This window comes from Phytohabitans flavus, assembly GCF_011764545.1.
Lineage (GTDB): Bacteria > Actinomycetota > Actinomycetes > Mycobacteriales > Micromonosporaceae > Phytohabitans > Phytohabitans flavus.
Genome location: NZ_AP022870.1, coordinates 2,164,896 through 2,183,139, shown reverse-complemented (window position 1 = coordinate 2,183,139; position 18,244 = coordinate 2,164,896). Strand labels below are relative to the sequence as shown.

23 protein-coding genes and 1 pseudogene are annotated in these 18,244 nt (G+C 72.1%); 11 read left to right on the top strand and 13 right to left on the bottom strand.

Annotated features, from left to right (window positions below; translation table 11 throughout):
- The first annotated feature begins 7 nt into the window (after positions 1-7).
- Both Pflav_RS09320 and Pflav_RS09315 read left to right on the top strand, forming a co-directional pair.
- Entirely contained in the window at positions 8-1,273 is a 1,266-nt protein-coding gene (locus tag Pflav_RS09320; protein ID WP_173035396.1) for a DUF1800 domain-containing protein, read from the top strand.
- A 12-nt stretch (positions 1,274-1,285) separates the two neighbouring features.
- A complete protein-coding gene (locus Pflav_RS09315; RefSeq protein WP_173035395.1) occupies positions 1,286-2,530 on the top strand; it encodes a DUF1501 domain-containing protein in 1,245 nt (414 codons plus the stop codon).
- Between the two features lie 40 nt (positions 2,531-2,570).
- On the opposite strand, the gene Pflav_RS09310 is transcribed toward Pflav_RS09315, so the two are convergent.
- Complete coding sequence (locus Pflav_RS09310) at positions 2,571-3,635, bottom strand: winged helix DNA-binding domain-containing protein (protein WP_173035393.1); 1,065 nt, start codon at positions 3,633-3,635, stop codon at positions 2,571-2,573.
- A 67-nt stretch (positions 3,636-3,702) separates the two neighbouring features.
- Here Pflav_RS09310 and Pflav_RS09305 point away from each other — a divergent pair, with 67 nt between their 5' ends.
- A complete protein-coding gene (locus Pflav_RS09305; RefSeq protein WP_232071154.1) occupies positions 3,703-4,773 on the top strand; it encodes an AI-2E family transporter in 1,071 nt (356 codons plus the stop codon).
- A gap of 46 nt (positions 4,774-4,819) precedes the next feature.
- Positions 4,820-5,335, top strand: coding sequence for a GNAT family N-acetyltransferase (locus tag Pflav_RS09300; RefSeq protein ID WP_232071152.1), 516 nt, complete (start codon positions 4,820-4,822; stop codon positions 5,333-5,335).
- A 475-nt stretch (positions 5,336-5,810) separates the two neighbouring features.
- Here Pflav_RS09300 and Pflav_RS09295 read toward each other — a convergent pair whose 3' ends face one another.
- Together Pflav_RS09295 and Pflav_RS09290 are read right to left on the bottom strand one after the other, a co-directional pair.
- Entirely contained in the window at positions 5,811-7,310 is a 1,500-nt protein-coding gene (locus tag Pflav_RS09295; RefSeq protein ID WP_173035387.1) for a carboxylesterase/lipase family protein, read from the bottom strand.
- Positions 7,311-7,398: 88 nt separating this feature from the next.
- Positions 7,399-7,815 carry a hypothetical protein gene (locus Pflav_RS09290; RefSeq protein WP_173035385.1) on the bottom strand — a complete coding sequence of 139 codons (417 nt, stop codon included), beginning with the start codon at positions 7,813-7,815 and terminating at the stop codon, positions 7,399-7,401.
- A gap of 57 nt (positions 7,816-7,872) precedes the next feature.
- On the opposite strand from Pflav_RS09290, the gene Pflav_RS09285 reads away from it, so the two are divergent.
- Together Pflav_RS09285 and Pflav_RS09280 are read left to right on the top strand one after the other, a co-directional pair.
- Positions 7,873-8,178: an ArsR/SmtB family transcription factor gene (locus Pflav_RS09285; protein ID WP_173035383.1), complete on the top strand. Its 306-nt coding sequence runs from the start codon at positions 7,873-7,875 to the stop codon at positions 8,176-8,178.
- Positions 8,175-9,152 carry a GNAT family N-acetyltransferase gene (locus tag Pflav_RS09280; protein WP_173035381.1) on the top strand — a complete coding sequence of 326 codons (978 nt, stop codon included), beginning with the start codon at positions 8,175-8,177 and terminating at the stop codon, positions 9,150-9,152. The genes Pflav_RS09285 and Pflav_RS09280 overlap by 4 nt, the downstream gene beginning before the upstream one ends.
- On the opposite strand, the gene Pflav_RS09275 is transcribed toward Pflav_RS09280, so the two are convergent.
- Positions 9,153-9,977: a class I SAM-dependent methyltransferase gene (locus Pflav_RS09275; protein ID WP_173035379.1), complete on the bottom strand. Its 825-nt coding sequence runs from the start codon at positions 9,975-9,977 to the stop codon at positions 9,153-9,155.
- Between the two features lie 84 nt (positions 9,978-10,061).
- Between Pflav_RS09275 and Pflav_RS09270 the strand changes: the two genes are divergently transcribed.
- A complete protein-coding gene (locus Pflav_RS09270; protein WP_232071150.1) occupies positions 10,062-10,958 on the top strand; it encodes a M15 family metallopeptidase in 897 nt (298 codons plus the stop codon).
- Positions 10,959-10,960: 2 nt separating this feature from the next.
- On the opposite strand, the gene Pflav_RS09265 is transcribed toward Pflav_RS09270, so the two are convergent.
- The 4 genes and pseudogenes from Pflav_RS09265 to Pflav_RS09255 form a co-directional block, all read right to left on the bottom strand.
- Positions 10,961-11,275, bottom strand: coding sequence for a mycothiol transferase (locus tag Pflav_RS09265; protein WP_269474482.1), 315 nt, complete (start codon positions 11,273-11,275; stop codon positions 10,961-10,963).
- Positions 11,275-11,565, bottom strand: coding sequence for a mycothiol transferase (locus Pflav_RS47265; protein WP_269474481.1), 291 nt, complete (start codon positions 11,563-11,565; stop codon positions 11,275-11,277). Before Pflav_RS47265 ends, Pflav_RS09265 begins: the two co-directional genes overlap by 1 nt.
- A gap of 64 nt (positions 11,566-11,629) precedes the next feature.
- Positions 11,630-11,925: pseudogene (locus Pflav_RS09260) on the bottom strand (antibiotic biosynthesis monooxygenase family protein).
- Between the two features lie 41 nt (positions 11,926-11,966).
- Positions 11,967-12,617 carry an HAD family hydrolase gene (locus tag Pflav_RS09255; protein ID WP_173042324.1) on the bottom strand — a complete coding sequence of 217 codons (651 nt, stop codon included), beginning with the start codon at positions 12,615-12,617 and terminating at the stop codon, positions 11,967-11,969.
- A gap of 116 nt (positions 12,618-12,733) precedes the next feature.
- Between Pflav_RS09255 and Pflav_RS09250 the strand changes: the two genes are divergently transcribed.
- The gene (locus tag Pflav_RS09250; RefSeq protein WP_173035377.1) at positions 12,734-13,237 is read left to right on the top strand and encodes a DUF4916 domain-containing protein; all 504 of its coding nucleotides are present in this window, start codon (positions 12,734-12,736) and stop codon (positions 13,235-13,237) included.
- On the opposite strand, the gene Pflav_RS09245 is transcribed toward Pflav_RS09250, so the two are convergent.
- The gene (locus tag Pflav_RS09245) at positions 13,230-13,697 is read right to left on the bottom strand and encodes a neutral zinc metallopeptidase (protein ID WP_232071149.1); all 468 of its coding nucleotides are present in this window, start codon (positions 13,695-13,697) and stop codon (positions 13,230-13,232) included. The genes Pflav_RS09250 and Pflav_RS09245 overlap by 8 nt on opposite strands.
- 85 nt (positions 13,698-13,782) lie before the next feature.
- Positions 13,783-13,929, bottom strand: coding sequence for a hypothetical protein (locus Pflav_RS09240; protein WP_173035375.1), 147 nt, complete (start codon positions 13,927-13,929; stop codon positions 13,783-13,785).
- 64 nt (positions 13,930-13,993) lie between these two features.
- On the opposite strand from Pflav_RS09240, the gene Pflav_RS09235 reads away from it, so the two are divergent.
- Positions 13,994-14,506 carry a GNAT family N-acetyltransferase gene (locus tag Pflav_RS09235; RefSeq protein ID WP_232071147.1) on the top strand — a complete coding sequence of 171 codons (513 nt, stop codon included), beginning with the start codon at positions 13,994-13,996 and terminating at the stop codon, positions 14,504-14,506.
- A gap of 15 nt (positions 14,507-14,521) precedes the next feature.
- Here Pflav_RS09235 and Pflav_RS09230 read toward each other — a convergent pair whose 3' ends face one another.
- Positions 14,522-15,067 (bottom strand): GNAT family N-acetyltransferase, encoded by a 546-nt coding sequence (locus tag Pflav_RS09230; RefSeq protein WP_173035373.1) that lies wholly within the window; start codon positions 15,065-15,067, stop codon positions 14,522-14,524.
- The gene (locus Pflav_RS09225; protein WP_173035371.1) at positions 15,064-16,317 is read right to left on the bottom strand and encodes a helix-turn-helix domain-containing protein; all 1,254 of its coding nucleotides are present in this window, start codon (positions 16,315-16,317) and stop codon (positions 15,064-15,066) included. Before Pflav_RS09225 ends, Pflav_RS09230 begins: the two co-directional genes overlap by 4 nt.
- 208 nt (positions 16,318-16,525) lie before the next feature.
- Between Pflav_RS09225 and Pflav_RS09220 the strand changes: the two genes are divergently transcribed.
- The gene (locus Pflav_RS09220) at positions 16,526-17,128 is read left to right on the top strand and encodes a hypothetical protein (RefSeq protein WP_173035370.1); all 603 of its coding nucleotides are present in this window, start codon (positions 16,526-16,528) and stop codon (positions 17,126-17,128) included.
- Here Pflav_RS09220 and Pflav_RS09215 read toward each other — a convergent pair.
- Entirely contained in the window at positions 17,111-17,569 is a 459-nt protein-coding gene (locus Pflav_RS09215) for a hypothetical protein (protein ID WP_232071145.1), read from the bottom strand. The two genes, Pflav_RS09220 and Pflav_RS09215, sit on opposite strands and share 18 nt — an antisense overlap.
- 46 nt (positions 17,570-17,615) lie before the next feature.
- Between Pflav_RS09215 and Pflav_RS09210 the strand changes: the two genes are divergently transcribed.
- Positions 17,616-18,188, top strand: a complete 573-nt coding sequence (locus Pflav_RS09210) for an HD domain-containing protein (protein WP_173035367.1) — start codon at positions 17,616-17,618, stop codon at positions 18,186-18,188.
- Positions 18,189-18,244: the final 56 nt, after the last annotated feature.

The following is an 18,244-nucleotide window of genomic DNA, read 5'->3' as shown; positions in this document are numbered from 1 at the left end:
CGGCGCGATGGCGGAGAGGGAACAGGTCGCGCTACTGCTGCGGCGGGCCACGTTCGGGCCGACGGCGGCGGAGGTCGACGCGGCCGAGCGGGCTGGGTACGCGGCCACCGTGGACCGGCTGCTCACCCCGCGGGCGGCGGACGCGGGGGCGCGTGAGACGCCGCCGCCGGACCTCGGCACCGACCCGGCGGCGGCCCTCACCAAGGGCTCCACCCGGGAGCAGCGGCAGCAGGCCCGCCAGGAGCAGCGGGAGCAGGCGCGGGCGCTGGTGCTCTGGTGGCTGGACCGGATGGTGGCGGCCGACGACCAGCTCGGCGAGAAGCTCGTCTTCTTCTGGCACGGGCACTGGGCGACCAGTGTCCAGAAGGTACGGTCGGCGGTGCTGATGCGCGGGCAGCTGGACACGCTGCGCCGGTACGGCCGCGGCGAGCTGCGCGACCTGGCGACCGCGATGGTGACCGACCCGGCGCTGATCCTGTGGCTGGACGGCCACCGCAACAGCCGCAAGGCGCCCAACGAAAACCTGGCCCGCGAGCTGATGGAGCTCTTCACGCTCGGGCCCGGCCACTACACGGAGGACGACGTCCAGGCGGCCGCGCGGGCGCTGACCGGGTGGACCGTCGACCGCGCGAAGGGCACGGCCGAGTTCGTCCGCCGGCGGCACGACCCGGCGCCGCAGGCGATCCTGGGCGAGACGGCGGCGTACGACGCGCGGTCGCTCGTCGCCTTGCTGTGCCGGCAGCCGGCGGCGCGCACGTTCCTGGCCGGGCGGCTGTGGCGACGCTTCGCCAGCGAGGCGGTGGCCCCGCCCGCCGACCTGACCGGCACGGCCGCTGTCCCGCTGCTGCGGGCCGCGTTCACCCAGCCCGCGTTCGCGGGTACCGCCGGGCAGCACGTGAAGGAGCCGGTGGAGTGGGCCGTCGGCGCGATGCGGCAGCTGGGCGTGCGCCCGTCCGCCCTCGGTGACCAGAAGCAGAAGCAGCTGCTGGCCGCGCTCGGCGCGATGGGCCAGGTGCCGCTGCGGCCGCCGAGCGTGGGCGGCTGGCCGTACGGGGCGGCGTGGCTGACCACCTCGTCGCTCCAGGCCCGCGCCCGGCTGGCCCGGCTGATCGCCGCCGAAGCCACAGTGGAGGTACGGGACGAGGACGAGCTCGCGAGGCTGCTCGCGGTCGACGCGTGGAGCGCCCGCACCTCGGCCGCGCTCAAGCCCATCCGGAACGCCGCGCAGCGCCTCACCGCCGCGCTGATCAGTCCTGAGTACACCGTCTGCTGAGGAGGCTCCACGATGGACACGCTGACCCGGCGCCGGTTCCTGCTCGCCAGCGGTGTCACCGGGGCGGCCGCGCTGGTGGCCGGCGCGGGCGCGTACACGCTGCGGGACATCCTCGCGACGGCGGGCGACCGGCCCACGGACGCCGGCACGCTCGTGCTTGTCACGCTCTACGGCGGCAACGACGGGCTCAACACGGTCATCCCCTACGCCGACCCGGCCTACCACGACGCCCGGCCGGACCTGGCGTACGGCGCGGACGAAGTGTTGCGTGTGGACGATGCGCTCGGCCTCAACCCGGCGCTGGCCGGCCTGCACGGCCTGTACGGCGCTGGCCGCCTCGCGATCGTGCGCGGCGCCGGCTACCCGAAGCCCAACCGCAGCCACTTCCAGTCGATGGACATCTGGCAGACCGCCCAGCCGGACCGGCCCGGCACGACCGGCTGGCTCGGGCGGTGGCTCGACGCGAGCGGCGGTGACCCGCGCCTCGCGGTCTCCTTCGAGCCGGCGCTACCGGTGCTGCTCGCCGGCGAGCGGGGCGCGGGCGCGGCGGTCCCGGTAACCCGGCAGCTCGCGAAGGAGGCGCTCGCGGATCCGGTGTTCGCCGCGTTCGGCGAGCCGCAGGAGGGCGAGACTCCCCTGCGGGCCCGGGCGTCCGCCTGCTTCGCGGACCTCCTCGCGGTCAATGCGCTCGTGGCCGGTGCCCGGCAGGCCGCCGCCGACGACGATCCGGACACTGAGGACGGTGCCGAGGGCGCGACCGCCACGGGCGGGGCGACGAGCCCGCTCCAGGCCCAGCTGGACCTCGTCGCGCAGTGCGTCGAGGCGCGGGTGGCGACGCGGGTGTTCTCGGTGTCGCTCGGCGGGTTCGACACGCACGCCGACGAGAAGCAGGCCCAGTCGGTGCTGCTCGGGCAGGTGGACAAGGCGCTGACGGGGTTCGCCGACCGCATGGCCCGTACTGACGCTGGGCGCAAGGTGGTGGTGGCGGTGTACTCCGAGTTTGGCCGGCGGGTCCGGGCGAACGCGTCGGACGGCACCGACCACGGCACCGCGTCGGACGTGTTCCTGCTCGGCGCCGGTGTCCACGGTGGACTGTACGGGGCTCAGCCCAGCCTGACCGACCTCGACGGCGGCGACCTCAAGTTCACGACCGACTTCCGCGACGTCTACGCCACGCTGCTGGAGGGTGTGCTCGGCACCGACCCCGAGCGGGTGCTGGGCCGCTGGCCGGGCCGGCTCGCGGGCCCGCTCCCCTAAGAGGAGCCGCTGGCCGGGCCCGGCTCGCGGGCCCACTCGCCTAAGAAGACAGGTCGAGGCGGTCGGCGCCGTGCAGAGCCAGCAGCCCGTCCGCCTCCTCCGCCACCTCGTCACGCTCCCGCTTCGTCAGCGGGCGCAGCGGGACGACCCGCAGCTCACCGCCGGCGACCGTCCAGGTGGCGGAGACCCGGCCGTCTACAAGCACGAACCTCGCGCCCTCCACGCTCAGGCCGCGGTGCTCCTTGTCGATGATCCGGCTGCGGTCGTCGAAGCCGAGCACCGCGTTGTCGAACGCGGGCAGGAAGCGCACCGGCGCCGGCGTCTCCGGGTCGGGCAGCTCGCCGTCGAGCACGTCGAGCAGCTCGCGCTTCCGATCGTCGCGGAAGACCCGCAGCCGTGGCCGCAGGCGGGTGACCGACTCGCGCAGGCCGCTCAGGCCGGACCAGGCGCGGATGTCGGCGCTGGCGGCCGGCCCGAACGCGGCCAGATAGCGCAGCACTAGCCCGTCGACGGCATCAGGCGTGGACGGTACCAAGGAATCGCCCAGCCATCGATCGACGGTGATGTTGAGCGCGGCGCCCTTCTGGCCCCAAAGGCCGCGGGGTGGCACTTGAACCAGCGGGACCAGGCAGCTCAGCGCATCGCCCAGATCGCGGGCGGCCACGCCGGGCCAGCGGTCGGCGATCTCGCGGGCGGCGTCGGTGAGCATGCGCGGCTCGCCCTCGAAGAGCGGGCGGCCCAGTGCGGCCAGCTCTGCCCGGTCGACGCCGGGGAGGTTGCGGCGCAGCGTTGTCCACATGCGCGCCTCCAGCATCGGCTGGTGCACAGTGCGCAGCGCGAGGGCGTCACGGGCGGTGACCACGTGGAGTGTGCGGCGCATCAGCAGCGTGCGGACGGCGGTGCGCTCCTCGACCAGGTCCGACAGCTCGATCGGGTCGAAGTCGGCGAGGCGGCTCCACAGCCCCACGTACGGCTCCTGCGGCTCCTGCGCCTGTAGCCCGACCAGCCACTCCAGCGCCTCGAACGCGCTCATCCCGCTCCGGGTCAGCAGGAGCTGGCGGGCGAGCAGGGCCCTGTTGAGGGCGCGGCCATCGAGCGTGATCATGCGGGTCACCGTAGCGCTCGGGTCCGACAAGGCGTGTACAGGACAACGCCACCGGGTACATGGCGGCGTGTCGACCACCGATCTGGCCGAGAAACCAACGAAAACGCGCGGTGTCTGGGAGTCGCTGTCCTGGTCGCTGCGGTACGGCGCGGTGGCCAGCGGCTGCGTGCTGCTCATCGCCGCGGTGCTGTACCTGGTCATCCGCCTCGCGGTGCTGGTGGCTCCACTGACGCTGGCCATCATCGTGGCGCTGCTGCTCGCCGCGCTGCTGGATCCGGTGGCCGCCGCGGTGCGCCGCCTCCACGTGCCCGACTCGGTCGCCGCGCTCGCGGCGATCGGCGTACTGCTCGCGGTCGTCGTGGTGCCCACCGCGCTGCTGTGGCAGGTCACCGCCGAACAAGCCAGTGACCTGCCACAACAGCTCGCCCAGGGGTGGGACCGCACCCGGGAGTGGGTGATCGGCGCGGGCATGAGCGAGGAGCAGCTCCAGAGCGTCAGCGACCGGATCGGCGAACGGGCCCGTTCGGCGGGCGGCAGCGTCGCGTCGGCGGCGATGGGTGTCGCCGAGGCGCTGGGCGCCGCGCTGCTCGCGCTCGTGCTCCTCTTCTTCCTGCTCAAGGACGGCCGCCGGATGGCCGGCTGGGCCACGACGCGGCTGCCCGAACGCAGCCGCGACCGCGCCCGCCAGGCCGGCCACGCCGGGTGGACGGCCCTCGCCCGGTACGCGCAGGGCACGCTCGCGGTCGCCGCGATCGACGCGGTCGGCATCGGGATCGGGCTTGTGCTGATCGGGGTACCGCTGGCGCTGCCCCTGGCGTTGCTCACGTTCATCGCGGCGTTCGTGCCGGTCATCGGCGCGACCGTGGCCGGTGCGGTGGCGGTGCTCGTCGCCCTCGCCGCGAACGGCCCGGTCGACGCGCTTCTCGTGCTGATCGTCGTGGTCGCCGTACAGCAGATCGAGGGCAACCTCCTCCAGCCGCTCATCATGGGCCGCGCACTGAAACTGCACCCCGCCGTCGTGCTGATCGCGGTCACCGCGGGTGGGCTCACCGCGGGCGTGGCGGGCGCGGTGGTGGCCGTCCCGATCACCGCGGTCGCGTACCGGGTCTGGCGATCGTGGAGCGCGAGCGGACCGTAAGATCATCGAAGTGTTCCGACCCTCCCATCCAATCCACACTCGACGGTTGACGCTCCGCCCGTTCACGATGGGCGACCTGGACCCGGTGTGGGAGTACCAGCGGCTGCCCGAGGTGGCCGAGCACATGCTCTGGGAACCCCGCGACCTGGTGCAGGTCAAGATGGCCTTGGAGCGGATGGTCCGGGAGGACCGGCTGGCCCGCGAGGGCGACTGCCTCAGCCTCGCGGTGGTCGGCCGGGAAAGCGGCGTGGTGGTCGGCCAGGTCGAGCTTGTGTGGCTGAGCGAGCGGCACCGGCAGGGCGAGGTCGGGTACGTGCTGAACCCGCGCTACCAGGGCGCCGGCCTCGCCACCGAGGCGGTGATCGAGGTGCTGCGGCTTGGCTTCGAGGGCCTGCGGCTACACCGCATCATCGGCCGCTGCTCGGCCGCCAACACCGCGTCGGCCGCGCTGCTGGAACGGGTGGGCATGCGTCGCGAAGCCCACTTCCGGCAGAACGCGCTGCTCAAGAACGCCTGGCGGGACGAGTACGTCTACGCCATGCTCCGCGCCGACTGGGGTTAGACCCACGGCCCAAGATTTGAGCTACCGCGATGTCCGCGGTGGTCCGGACCGTCGCTCCCGCGGCCTCACCCTCCGCGGCACACAATCAAACCCCCGGCCGGCATCGCCGGCGGAGAGCCCGTGACCCGCCCATCCCGCGCGGCGACCAGAACTCGCCGACCTGAACGCCGCTTTCTTGACCGCCGCTGCGGCCAGAGCGATCCGGCAGATCTTGTCGACTTTCTGCCGTCCTGGCAGCAGAAAGTCGACTAGATCCAGCGGTTCTCACGCTGCCGGCCGCGAGGCCGGCGACGGGGTTGTGAATCGCGGAGGGTGAGGCCGCGGGAGCAGCGGTCCGGACCACCGCGGACGTCGCGGTAGCTCAAATCTCGATCTTGCACTTGCCATTGTGGACAGACGCGATGAACCCGACTCCGGAAGGTCTCGCCCGCCCCGGCCCCGGACGCGGTCGTCCACGCCGATGAGGTGCGGTCGCTCAGGCGGGGGTGAGGGGTGCGAAGGAATGGTCCTGCCAGATCAGGCGTGAGGGCTGCTCCGGGTAGGTGGTGACGGCGCAGGGGGTGTCGAAGATCTGGGTGAGGCGTTGGTCGGGAGTGTAGGCGGGCCAGCCTGGGTCGCCGTGGGTGGCGAAGGCGGTCCAGGCCGCCCGCATCCGCACCGACAACGCGACAGCGTCGGTGCTGGGCTCGTCGTCGAAGAGCAGGGCGGGTTGGCCGCTGGTGAGGTTGCCGAACACGAGCGGGCTGTCGAGGCCGTGGCAGGCGCCGAGGACGCCACCCATCCCCGGGGCGGGCCAGGTCAGCTCGTAGAGATGGGCCTGGCCACCACCCGCGACGTGCGCGTCGGCGAGGTGCACGGTCGGCATGCGGAACAGCCAGTCGGAGTTGACGAGTTCGTAGAGCTGGTCGGGGCCGGCGTCCGGGTAGGCGTCCCGATAGCGGTGGGCGCCGTCCGGGGCGGGCGCGAGGATGTCGAGGGCGGTCGCCGCCTGGTCGGGGGTCACCTGGCCGAGCAGGCCGGTGATGGCGGTGAACAGCCGCTGCTCGTCGCGGGTGTGTCCGGCGAGCAGCGCGACGTCCCGCGCGGCGCCGGCGCTCAGGGCCTGCCACGGAGTGGCCGGCAGGATGTCACCGTCGACGATGGGTGCGAACACGATCGACCGGTACCCCGCCGGGCCCCAGCGGTCCGGCTGTTTGACGACCATGGCGGTGACGGCGTCACCCGCGGCGGCCAGCCGGGCCGGGTCCACATTGGAAAGGTCCGCGACGGTGGGGCGCAGCCCTACCTCGGCCGCGCAGGCGGCGGCGATGCCGGCGGCGAGCTCGCGGGAGAAGAACGTGCCCGGCATGCTCTGCGCGACAGCGCCGCGGAACAGCCCGGCCGCGCCGGGCATGGCCAGCAGGGCGGCGACGGAACCGCCACCGGCGGACTCGCCGAAGATCGTCACTCGGTCCGGGTCGCCGCCGAAGGCGGCGATGTTGTCGCGCACCCACTCCAGGGCGGCGACCTGGTCGAGCAGGCCACGGTTGGCGGGGGCGCCGGCGATGTCCGCGAACCCCTCCACGCCGAGGCGGTAGTTGAGGGTCACGAGCACGATGCCGCCGTCTCGGGCGAGGTGGCCGCCGTCGTACTCGGACCAGCTCGACGTGCCGATCGTGTAGGCGCCGCCGTGAATCCAGACCATGACCGGAAGCTTCGCCGCCGGGTCGAGGGCGGGTGACCAGACGTTGACCGTCAACCAGTCGTCGCCCGTCGCCGCCTCGGACGGGCCCCGGCTGAGCCCATCGGTCTGCGGCGCCGGCGGCCCGAACGACACCGCCGGCCGCACACCGTCCCAACCCTGCGCCGGTCGCGGCGCGGCGAACCGGCCCGCACCGACCGGCGGCGCCGCGTAGGGGATCCCGCGGAACACCGCCACATCCGACTCCCAGCGGCCGCGCAGTGCGCCACCCGTCACCCGGACCGTTGTCGACATGGCGTCTCCTTCGCGGGTGATCGCGGCTGGGACAGCGCAATCCTCATGCGAGATCGACACCCACGCCAACCATTTATCAGCGACCGGCTCAGGCTTCGCGGGCGAACTCCATGTCCATCCAGTCCACCCAGGTCGCGCCGTCGGTCGAGCGCTTCCACTTCGCGGCCATCGTCTTGCCGTCCGGGTCGATGGTCAAGGTCGCGCGCATCGTGTCCCCGGCGAACGTCCATACGCCGGCCTCGTCGACGCTCGCGCGCATCTCGCCATACCAGCCCTGGCCGTCGAACGCCCGCATCCGCAGCCGGCCACCGTCGGTCGGGTCCGGATCGCCGATCAACTCGATCGCTCGTACCCGATCCTCGCCCATCCGCACGTCGACGTGGTGCACCAGAAACCCGCGACCCGGAAACCACTCGTACGCGTCCGTGCCGGCGATCTGCATGCCGTCGACCGTGCGACCGCTGGATCGCCACCGGCCGACCAGGGGTTCGAGCCGCTCGATCACAGAATCACACTCCCCACTGTGTAAGCTCGTAAGCACAAGCTAACACGAAGGATGTGGATGGACGAGGTACTCGTTGCCGTCGCCGACCCCACCCGCCGCGGGATCCTCCTTCTCACCCGCGACCGCGAGGTGGCGGCAGGCGAGATCGCCGCGCGGTTCCCGATGATCAGCCGGCCAGCCGTCTCCCAGCACCTGCGCGTCCTGGTCCACGCCGGACTGCTCGACGTGCGACGCGACGGAAGCCGCCGCCTCTACCGGCTGCGGGCCGAGGGCTTCGCCGAGGCGGCTGGCTTCCTGGACACCATGTGGGCGGCCCGGCTCGACAACCTCAAGCGAGAAGCGGAGAAGGAACACAAAGGATGATCGAGCGGACGATCCAGATCGACGCACCGCCCGAGACGGTCTGGCGCTTCTTCACCGATCCGGCCCGCATGGCCCGCTGGCTCGGTCCGGCCGACCTCGACCCGACGCCGGGCGGCGAGCTGAGGTTCCAGCTCACCGAGCCTCCGAGGCCCGTCGTGCGCGGCCGTTTCGTCGAGCTTCGGCCGTACGAGAAGATCGTCTTTACGTTCGGCTGGGAGCCGACGCCTGGGGTACCCGACCTGCCGCCCGGCTCCTCCCAGGTCGAGGTGACCCTGTCCGCGCGAGCCGGCGGCACCCTGCTGACCCTGCGACACACGAACGTGCCGCCCAACCTCGTCGCGAACACCAGCACCGGCTGGGCCGGCTTCCTCGATACCCTCAAATCGGCAGTGACCTTCAAGCTCACGACGCTGCCGGCCATCTCCGCCGGCACGCTCGCCGGCACCCCGCAGCCAGTGCTCTCCGCCACCGGCGGCTTGCTCCTGCGGCCGTGGGAGGCCACCGACGCCGCCGTCTTCTACACCGCCTATCGCGACCCTGGGATCCAGCGCTGGCACACCCGCCAACCTGTATCCGAGGACCAGGTCCGTGAGTGGTTCGACCAGTACCGCCAGGACTGGGCACACGAGAAGGGCGCGCATTGGGCGGTGACCGGCAGCGACGGTGCGGTGCTCGGGCGCATCGCGCTGCGCGGGCTGGATCTCGATGACGGTGTCGCCGAGTGCGCGTACTGGGTACTGCCAGCCGCCCGCGGCGTGGGCGTGGCCTCCCGCGCGCTTACCGCCCTGAGCGTCTGGGCCCTCGGCGAGACAGGCTTCCACCGTCTGGAGTTGGTCCACTCGACCCGCAACCAGGCCTCGTGCCGCGTCGCCACCAAGTCGGGCTTCCTTCTGGAGGGCACCAAGCGGAGCGCCGCCATCCACTCCGACGGCCGGCACGACATGCACCTGCACGCCCGCATCCGGGACGAATGATCAGGTGGCGCTGTCCTTCCTGGCGCGCAGCGAGTACTGGAGCGGGAGGGTGGGGTGCCCATCCGGAAACCGCCACCGGCCGTCGTCCTGCCGTACCAGGACCGGGAAGATGGGGAACCAGATCCAGTCGTGTTCGTGCACGAACTCCACGCGCAGGCCGGCGCCGCCGAGCACGCTGACGACCTCCGCGATGTGGTGGATCCACTGGTAGCTGACCGGCGACTCCAGCTCCGCACCCGGGTTGCCGTATGTGCCCTCGTCCTTCACGATCACTTGGCGGTTGAAGTATCCGCCGCGCAGGCTCCGGCAGTCGAAGTCGAGAAAGCCGAGGAGCGGGTGCGTCTCGGCCACATAGCAGATCCCGCCCGGGGCCAGCAGCGCGGCGACCACCCGCGCCCAGCCTTCCAGGTCAGGCAGAAACTGCAACGACCCGATGCTTGTGTACACGATGTCGAAGCTCTGGCCGGCGAGCACGTCCGCCCCGTCGTAGACGTTGGCTCGCACGAAACGAGCGGAGGCGGCACCGATCTGAGCCGCGACCGACGCGGCGGCGTCCAGTGCCGGCCGGGAGAAGTCCAGACCCGTCACGGTGGCGCCCCTGCGCGCCCACGACAGAGTGTCCAAGCCGATGTGGCACTGCAAGTGCAGCAGCGACTTTCCGCGAACGTCGCCGACCTCGCCGGGTTCGTGGTCACGCAGCGTCTGCTCGCCGGCGACGAAGGCCGGGATGTCGTACACCTCGCCGGTAAGGTGGACCGGGACGCGCGCGTCCCAGTTGGCGCGGTTGATTTCCAGCCAGTTGGCCGGCGTGGCGCTCGCCTCCATGGCCCACGGACGCTAGCCGCCGCCGGCCGGGGCAAGCAATCGAATAACGGCGCGCCGCACGCGGTCAGGTTGCGGCGGAGGCGAGTGGAGTTGACGGTGCTGCGCGGTGCCACCCGGCTGGTCGTGGTCGTGTGCCTCGGCTATGCCCTGGTCGGCTGTTCCGGCGTCCCGGCCAGCCCGGCCGCGAGCGAGCCGGCACGGACTCCGCCGGCCCCGACCGCCCCGCCGACAGCGCGTGCCACGTCCCCGAGCCCGCCGGCGGCCCGCGTCGGGGACGCCACCCCCGCGCCGCCGTGGCTGGGAACGCGGGTCCTCAAGGTGGGACCCGGCGGGTTCGCGGCGGCCCAGGACACCCCACCCGAGCTGCGCAACCGGTCCATCATCACCGTCGACGACCTGCCGCCGCCGCCCGATGGCCGCTTCCACTCGACCGTCCAGCGGGTGCCCGCCAGCGTGCTCGCCCGGTCCAGCTGGAGCGACGACTGTCCGGTGGCCGCGGCGGACCTGCGCTACCTCACGGTCAGCTTCCGCGGCTTCGACGGGCGCGCCCATACCGGCGAACTGCTTGTCAACGCGCGGGCGGCCGACGACCTCGTCACCGTGTTCGGGCAGCTCTTCGCCGCCGACTTCCCGATCGAGCGGATGCGGATCTCCAGCGCGGCCGACATGAACGCGCCGCCCACCGGTGACGGCAACACCACCGAGTCGTTCGCCTGCCGGCCGGTGCGAGGGCACAAGTCGTGGTCCCAGCACGCCTACGGGCTCGCCGTGGACGTCAACCCGTTCCAGAACCCGTACCACAAAGGCAAAGTGGTGTTGCCGGAGCTGGCCACCGACTACCTCGACCGGGCCGAGGCGCGGCCGGGGATGGTGCGGCCCGGAGGGCCGGCCGTGCGCGCCTTCGCCGCGATCGGCTGGAAGTGGGGCGGCGACTACCGATCGCTGAAGGACTACATGCACTTCTCCGCCAACGGCGGCTAACCTTACTGGCCGACGCGACCGTCGATGCGCTCGCGCAGCAGATCGGCGTGTCCACAGTGCCGCGCGTACTCCACGATCTGCGCCACCAGGATGTCGCGAAGCTGCAAGTCCGCGCCGACCGGGCCGAGGTCGGAGACGCCGGCGTTCTTGGTACCGAGGTCGGCGACGCCGGCCACGAACCGGTCGGTGGCCTCGACCTCGGCCCGCCACTGCCGCCAGGCGTCCGCCGCGACCGCCGGGTCGGCGACCGCCCCGTTCCAGTCGCCGTCACGGTCCTCGTCGGTGCAGTAGAGCTTCGGCGCGTCCGCGCCGGCCATCACCCGGCGGAAGTGCCGCTCCCCTCGGCCAGGTGCCGCACCAACCCGAGCAGGGACATCGTGGACGGTGGCACCGATCGCTGGGCCAGCTGCTCGGCGTCCAGCCCCGCGCACTTCATCTCCAGCGTGTGGCGGTAGTAGCGCAGGTACTCCAGCAGTACGCCACGCTCGTCAACGGCCTGGACATCGGTTTCGCGCGGGTCGTCGTCCGGGTCGACCCACATGTCCTGGTACACCGTCGACCGCGTCCACCGCGCCGGGACAGGCCCATCCGCATCCGAGATCGCCATCCCGGCATCGTCGGGCCACCCCGGCCCGGCACGCCACCGAATTTCAGCCGCACTAGCGAGCGCGTCAGGCTTGCTGGACCACCTCGAACTCCAGCAGGGCGGCGCCGGACGCCACCGGCTTACCGTGGGCACCCGCGTGTGCCTCCCGGGCCGGGCCCTTGGACCATGCCTGGAAAGCCTCTTCGCTCTCCCACTTGGTGTAGACGAAGTAGCGGCTCTCCCCGCGACCGGCCGCAGCAGCTCGAATCCGAGGAACCCGGGCTGGTGCTCCACCGCGTGCAACCGGGCGGCGAACCGCCGCTCCAACTCCGGGCCAGCGCCCTCGGGGACCTCGATCGCGTTGATCTTCACAACCGCCATAGACATCACGGTAGCCGCATCCGCCGCGCCGCGACCGATGTCTACAAGGCTTCCGCACGCACCAAGAGATTGCCCAGCAGTGTCAGGTCGACGCCGGCCAGGCTTTCGAGCAGGTGCAGGCCCTCGATCGGGTCGAGCGGCACCTCGCTCGGCACGCCGAGCACCGCCGCGCCCGCCGCGAGTGCGCTCGTCACGCCGGCACGCGAGTCTTCGATCGCCACGCACCGCTCGATCGGGACGCCCAGCAGCTGGGCCGCCAGCAGGTACGGCTCCGGGTCGGGCTTTGGCGCGCGGACCTCGTCGCCGGCCACCACCACGTCGAAGTTTTCCCGGCCCAGCGTGTCCAGCGCCACCTCGACGAGCGGCCGGGCGGTCGAGGTCACCAGCGCGGTCGGCAGGTCCGCCGCGCGTACCGCGGACAGCAGTGCGAGCGCGCCCGGGCGCCACACGAGGCCGGTCCGGAACAGGTCGCTCATCCGCCGCGCGATCCACGCCTGGCTGGGCCCCAGCTCGCGCCACTCCTGGCCGATGTCGGCGTGCAGGATCCGCATCGAACTCGCGGCGTCGCTGCCGATCATCGCCACCCGGGCGGCGTCGGAGAGGCTTCCGCCGTACTCGATGGCCAGCTCGCGGAGGGCGACGTCCCACAGCCGCTCGCTGTCGACGAGCGTCCCGTCCATATCGAACAACACGGCGCCGAGGCCCGGCCTGCTATACGTCACGACCTCGATCCTCCCCGATCCGCCGAAGCCGCGCTTGCGCTGCCCCGCCCGTTGTGGCCGATGCCTCACCCGGATGATGGAGCGTCGTGACGGACATCATCGGCGCCGGCGACCGCTGGATACCGGCGGACGAGTACGAGCGCATCCTCGCCCGCGTACCCATCTCCTGCGTCGACCTGCTGCCACTCTCGACGGACGCCACGCCCCGCGTCGGCCTGATCCTGCGGGAGACGCCCGGCGGCCGCGGCTGGTGCCTGGTCGGCGGCGCGGTCCTGCGGGACGAGCCCCTCGCCGCCGCCGTCGCCCGTCACCTGGCGGCCACGCTCGGCACCCAGATGACCGTGTCGTCCCTCGCCTACGCCACCACCGTCGAGTACTTCTCCCAGCCGGGTATCGGCGACTTCCACGACCCGCGCAAACACTCGATCGCCCACACGTACACCGGAATCTGCTCTGGCACAGCCGCGCCCACCGGTGAGGCCGAGGCGTTCGAATGGTTCGCGGTGGACCGGCTGCCCGCGGAGGGCGACTTCGGCTTCGGGCAGGGACGCGTCGTGCGGCAGGCGCTGCGGGCGCTCGGCCTCAGGTGATGTCGCAGGGGGCGAGCGACCCCTCGTACCCCTCGAAGAACGCGTCGGTGCGCTGCTCCGCCGTGCCGTGCGCGTCCGGCGCGAACCACGGCTGGCCCGGGTCGTCCGCCACCGCCAGCAGCCCCTGCCGCAGCTCGTCGATGTCGCCCCGGTCGAGCGTGAGGCTGCCCGCCTTCACCGAGTCGCCGATGTAGGCGCCGCCCATGCAGTCGGCCTGCAACTCCTGCTGGATGGTGAACCGATACTGGATGCCGAGGCGCACCTGGACCGCGTGCGCGTACTCGTGGCCGAGCAGGTAGAAGATGAACGCGTCGCCGATCTGGCGGAAAGCGCCGACGGCCCAGTTCACGTCGTACGCGATGAAGTCGCCCGCCGAGCAGTACGCCGCGTTGTTGCGGGTCAGCGGCTGGCCGCCGCACGCGACCTCACCCTCCTGCTGGTACGGGGTGATCCGCCGCACCGGCTCGAAGCCGCGGACCCGCTGCCCCAGTACGCCTCGGCCACGTCGACCGCGCCCTCGATGTCCCGCTGGAACTCCTCGACGGTCATCGTGCCGTCTTCCTGCTCCCCGGCGAGCCACTCGCGGGCGGCGGCGCCTCGGGCGGTGCGCCCTGGTCGTCGGTACCCACGAAACACGCCGCCGCGAACAGCGCCAGCACGAGCCCGCCTAGCCGCACCCACCGCATCGTCACGTCCTGTTTGTACCCCGGCGTGGCAACCCCGAAGCACTCGCCCACCGGCGTCTAGGCTGGCGCCGTGGACGAGGCGCGCGTGGTCCTCCGGCCGGCCACCGCGGAGGACTTCTGGCTGTTCGAGCGGCAGGCCGTGGAGCCGGACGCCGGCGGCACGTTCAACTGGTCGGGCTTCCGCGACGTCCGCGCCACGCGGCGCCGCTTCGACGAAAACGGCCTGATCACCCCGGACGGCGGCTGCCTGATCGTCGTACACGACAGCACCGTCGTGGGCACGGTCGGCTGGGGCCGGGTGTCGTACGGCGCGGACACCTGGTGGTGCTGGAACATCGGGATCTCGCTGCTCCCCGAGTACCGGGGCAAGGGCGTCGGCACGGTGGCCCAGAAGCACCTCGTCGCCTACCTCTTCGACACCGGCCCGGTCCAGCGCGTCGAGGCGTACACCGACGTGGACAACATGGCCGAGCAACGCGCCCTGGAAAAGGCCGGCTTCGTACGCGAGGGGGTGCTGCGCGCGACCCAGTTCCGCGCCGGCCGCTGGCGCGACGTCGTCATCTACAGCGTCCTCCGCCCCTAGCCGTCGCCAGGTGCGCTACGGCAGGTCGAGAACGAACGCGTCGAAGATCGGCGAGTCGGGGAAGGGCTGCATCGTGCCCACGATGCGCCAGCCCCACCGAAGATAGGCCGAGTGCGCCGGCTCGTTGTCCGGCCGGGTGAGCAGTGTCGCGCGCTGCTCGGAGCGGTCGGCGAGTAGCGCGTCGTGAAGGGCGTGGGCGAAGCCGCGGCCGCGCCAGGCCGGCACGGTCATCAGCTCGTTGAACGCGAACGTCCGGGTACCGTCCTCCCGGGTGAACGCTTGGTCGCCTTCGTACTCGCCGCGTAGCGCTTCCCACCACCGCGACCGCGCGGGTAGCGGGTAGCCGAGTGCGAAGCCGACCATCTCGCCGGCCACGTGGCCGCAGACCATGCCGAAGCCGTCGCGGCTGGCGTACGCGTCCAACCGCTCCCAGAACCGCTCTGGCGTACGGAACGGGTCGCCGAGCTGGTCGGCGTACACCTGCCGATACACGGCCAGCACCGGCTCACGCATCGCGCGCAGGCCGGCCGCATCGTGTCCTTCGATGACCAGATCGCTCATGCGGGCGCTCCGTAGGGGGTGGTGCGGTACCGGGCGAGCACGTCGGCGACGGCCGGCAGCTTGCGGTGCTGGTGGAGCTGCTCGGCGAGGAGCCGCAGCTCTGTTCCTACGCGGACGCTGGCCACGTCGCTGTCGAGCAGGTCGAGTGCCTCGCTGGTGGCGTGGGCGCCGGCGTCGACCTGGCCCGCTGATGTACGAGCTTTGGCTAGCCGCACGAGGTGCAGGCAGCGGTTGCGGGCGAACCTCGGGTCGTAGGCCGCTAGTGACTCCTCCAGCAGGATCGCGCCGCGCTTCGGTTTGCGCAGGTCCAGGGCCGCGTCCGCTTCCACGGCGTCGATCTCGGCGTGGCCGAAGAAGCCCAGCCACGACACCGGAGCGGCCTGGTCCCCATCAAGGGTGTGCCGCGCGGCGGTGAACGCCTGCTTGGCGCCGTCGACGTCGCCCAGCATGGCGAGCAAGCGGCCGCGGCGCATGGCCAGCATCGCGGGCACGCGGCCCAGCGGCTGTGCGGGCAGGGCCCGCTCGGCGGCCGCGACGTAGCGCAGGGCCGGCCGTGGTCGGCGCTGCACGCCGGCGTGCAAAGCGAGGTTCGACAGGGCATGTACCTGTATTTCTGGGCTGCCCGCCTGGCCAGCGATCGCGAGAGCTTCGGTGTAGGAGGCGTGCGCCCCGTCGTGCTGGCCAGCGTCGGTAGCCAGCCAGCCCGCGCACATGAAGGCGCGCCCGGCCAGCTCGACGAGCGCGGCACCCACCTGGTCGCTGTACTCGGCGTGGTCCAGCAAGGAGGCGATGCCCCGAGCCCGTGCGGCCGCGACGTCCCACAGGTCCGCGGCCCCGTGCCGCGCGTCCAGCGCCCGCAGCCGCACGACGCTCCGGTTGAGCTGATCGAGGTCGGCCTCGGTCAGCTCGGCGCCGTCCTGCAGATCGATTCCCGCGAGGCCAGCCACACCCGCCGCGGCCGCGGCGGCACCGAGGTTGAGGAACGTGCGCCGGTACACGTCATGGAACGCTACCGTCCCAGCCGCCGCCGGACCGCGCTGAACAGCGTCCTGCTCGTACGCCGCGACCAGGTCGCCGCTGGCGTCGAGCGCGGTATCGCAATGCTCGGCGAACTCACGGCTGCCGGGCCGGCGCCCGTTCTCCACCTTCGAGATGTAGCTCTTGCTGAAGTTGACCCGTGCTTCGAGCGTGTCCAGGGACAACCCGGCGCGCCGGCGGGCCCGCCGCAGTGCCTCGCCGAACGTGTCCACAGTCAACCTCTGTCAACGGGTCAATCCCTGCCGGTCGCACAGCGCACCTGTGACGCTACCGAGAGGCCGATGGCGGGAACAGTGCCTCCCGGCGTCAGCCGCACAACGACGGGCCGGCGCAGCCACGGCAACGGCCGAGCCCGGAACGAAGCCGGCGCGGCGGCTCGCACGGGCCGCCGTGTCGCCAAACGTGGGAAGGAGCCCCACCGTGAACAACACAACCAGGCCGGCGCCGGCAGACGTCGGCCGGCGGGCAACCGAGATCCTCGACCTGATCGAGGCGTCCGAGGAGTACGGGCGGCTAGCGGAGTCGACCCGGCTCTACCCGGACTGCTGGGCGACGTTCACCGGGTACCCGATCGTGGCCAGCTTCGACCTGTCCCGTGACGCCGGACCCCTGTTCGTCGAGGCGATGCGGGTGCTGGCGCTGAAGGCGGCCGTGTTCGAGCTCACCCACGGCGACGAGCGCACGGCCGAGCTGATGGTGTCCGCGCCGGTCGACGAGATGGTGCATGCGGTGCTCGCGCAGTACACGCTGTGCGTGCGAATGACCGCCCGGCTCGGTATCCAGTTCGTGCACATGACCGACCAGGAACGGTTCGGCTGGCAGCCCGGCGACTACACCCAGCAGTGCTACCAGGGCGCTGGCTGGGGCGTACCGGACCCGCGGTACTGGATCGGCAAAGACGAGACCGGCCGCCGGCTTGGCGTGCTGCGCGAGCGGTACGCCAGCATCGGCATCATGGACGACGGCCGCCGTCACGACATCGACTTCGCCACCGGCAGGCCGGAGCTAGTCGCTGCGGGCTAGCTCGACCGACAGCACCCGGCGCATCGCGGCCACCACGGTCTTTTCCGGAAACCGGGCAACCGCCTCGGTCTCCGCGGCCGCGAGTGCCCCGTACATCCGGTCCGGGCCAGCGTCCCGCAGCACCGCGATCAGCCACCCCTCCAGGTCGGTCAGGTCGACCGGCAACGCCAGGGCCGCGGGTGTCGGTGCCGGAGGTTCGTCGAGGATCTCTAGCACCGGCACCCCGGCCGACGCGTACGCCGCCGGCGGGAGACCGACCCGGTACGGGTGCACACAGGTCGGCGCTCCGCTGTGGACGTTGACCCGGTAGCCGCGCGCCGGCTCGTACCGGGAGTCCGGGCCGGGCCGGTCGATGACGTCGAACTCGCCGGCCTGTAGCAGCTGGGCGGGGCAGACGGAGCAGGTGTCCGTCTCCCACTGCGCCGGGCGTACGTCGGTCACACCCAGCACGGTAGCCGAACCCATACGGACAGGGAGATACCAGGCCATGACGGTCTTCACACCACCACGATCCCCGCTGGTCGACGACGCGCTGGAACTCGCCCGCCGCTGGTGCGCGGGCCACACCATCGACGGCGCGCCGGCGCTGCGGCACGCGGTCGAGGTGGCGATCACGCTGGACCGGTATGTCCCGGGTACCCCGGCGGAGATCATCGCCGCGGCGTTGCTGCATGACGCGCCGGAGCTCGCCGTCGACGTCGATCTGGACCAGGTCCTGACCGACCGGTTCGGTCCCTCCACCACCCGGGTCGTGCGGGCGCTAGAACGCGAACACGCCGCGCTCGGCCAGACGCCAGCGCCGCCGGTCGACGCCGGCGACGTCGTGACCCTGGCCGCCAGCACCGCTGACAAGATCGTCAGCCTCGGCTCAGTTCTACGCCGGGCGTCGTTCGCCGGCGACCGGGCCGCGTACTGGCGCGCCCGCCGCCCGTTCCTGGACCTGGTGTCGTACTTCCGCGCCTTCCACACCGCCGCCCACCAGGCTCTACCCGACGAGATGGCCGCCGCACTCGACCGGCTCGTCACGGACGCCGAGCAGATCAGGGCCACCCTTGCCTGACCGACACCGACGTCGGTTCGCCACCAGCTCCCAGCACGGTCTGACGGCCAGGTCAA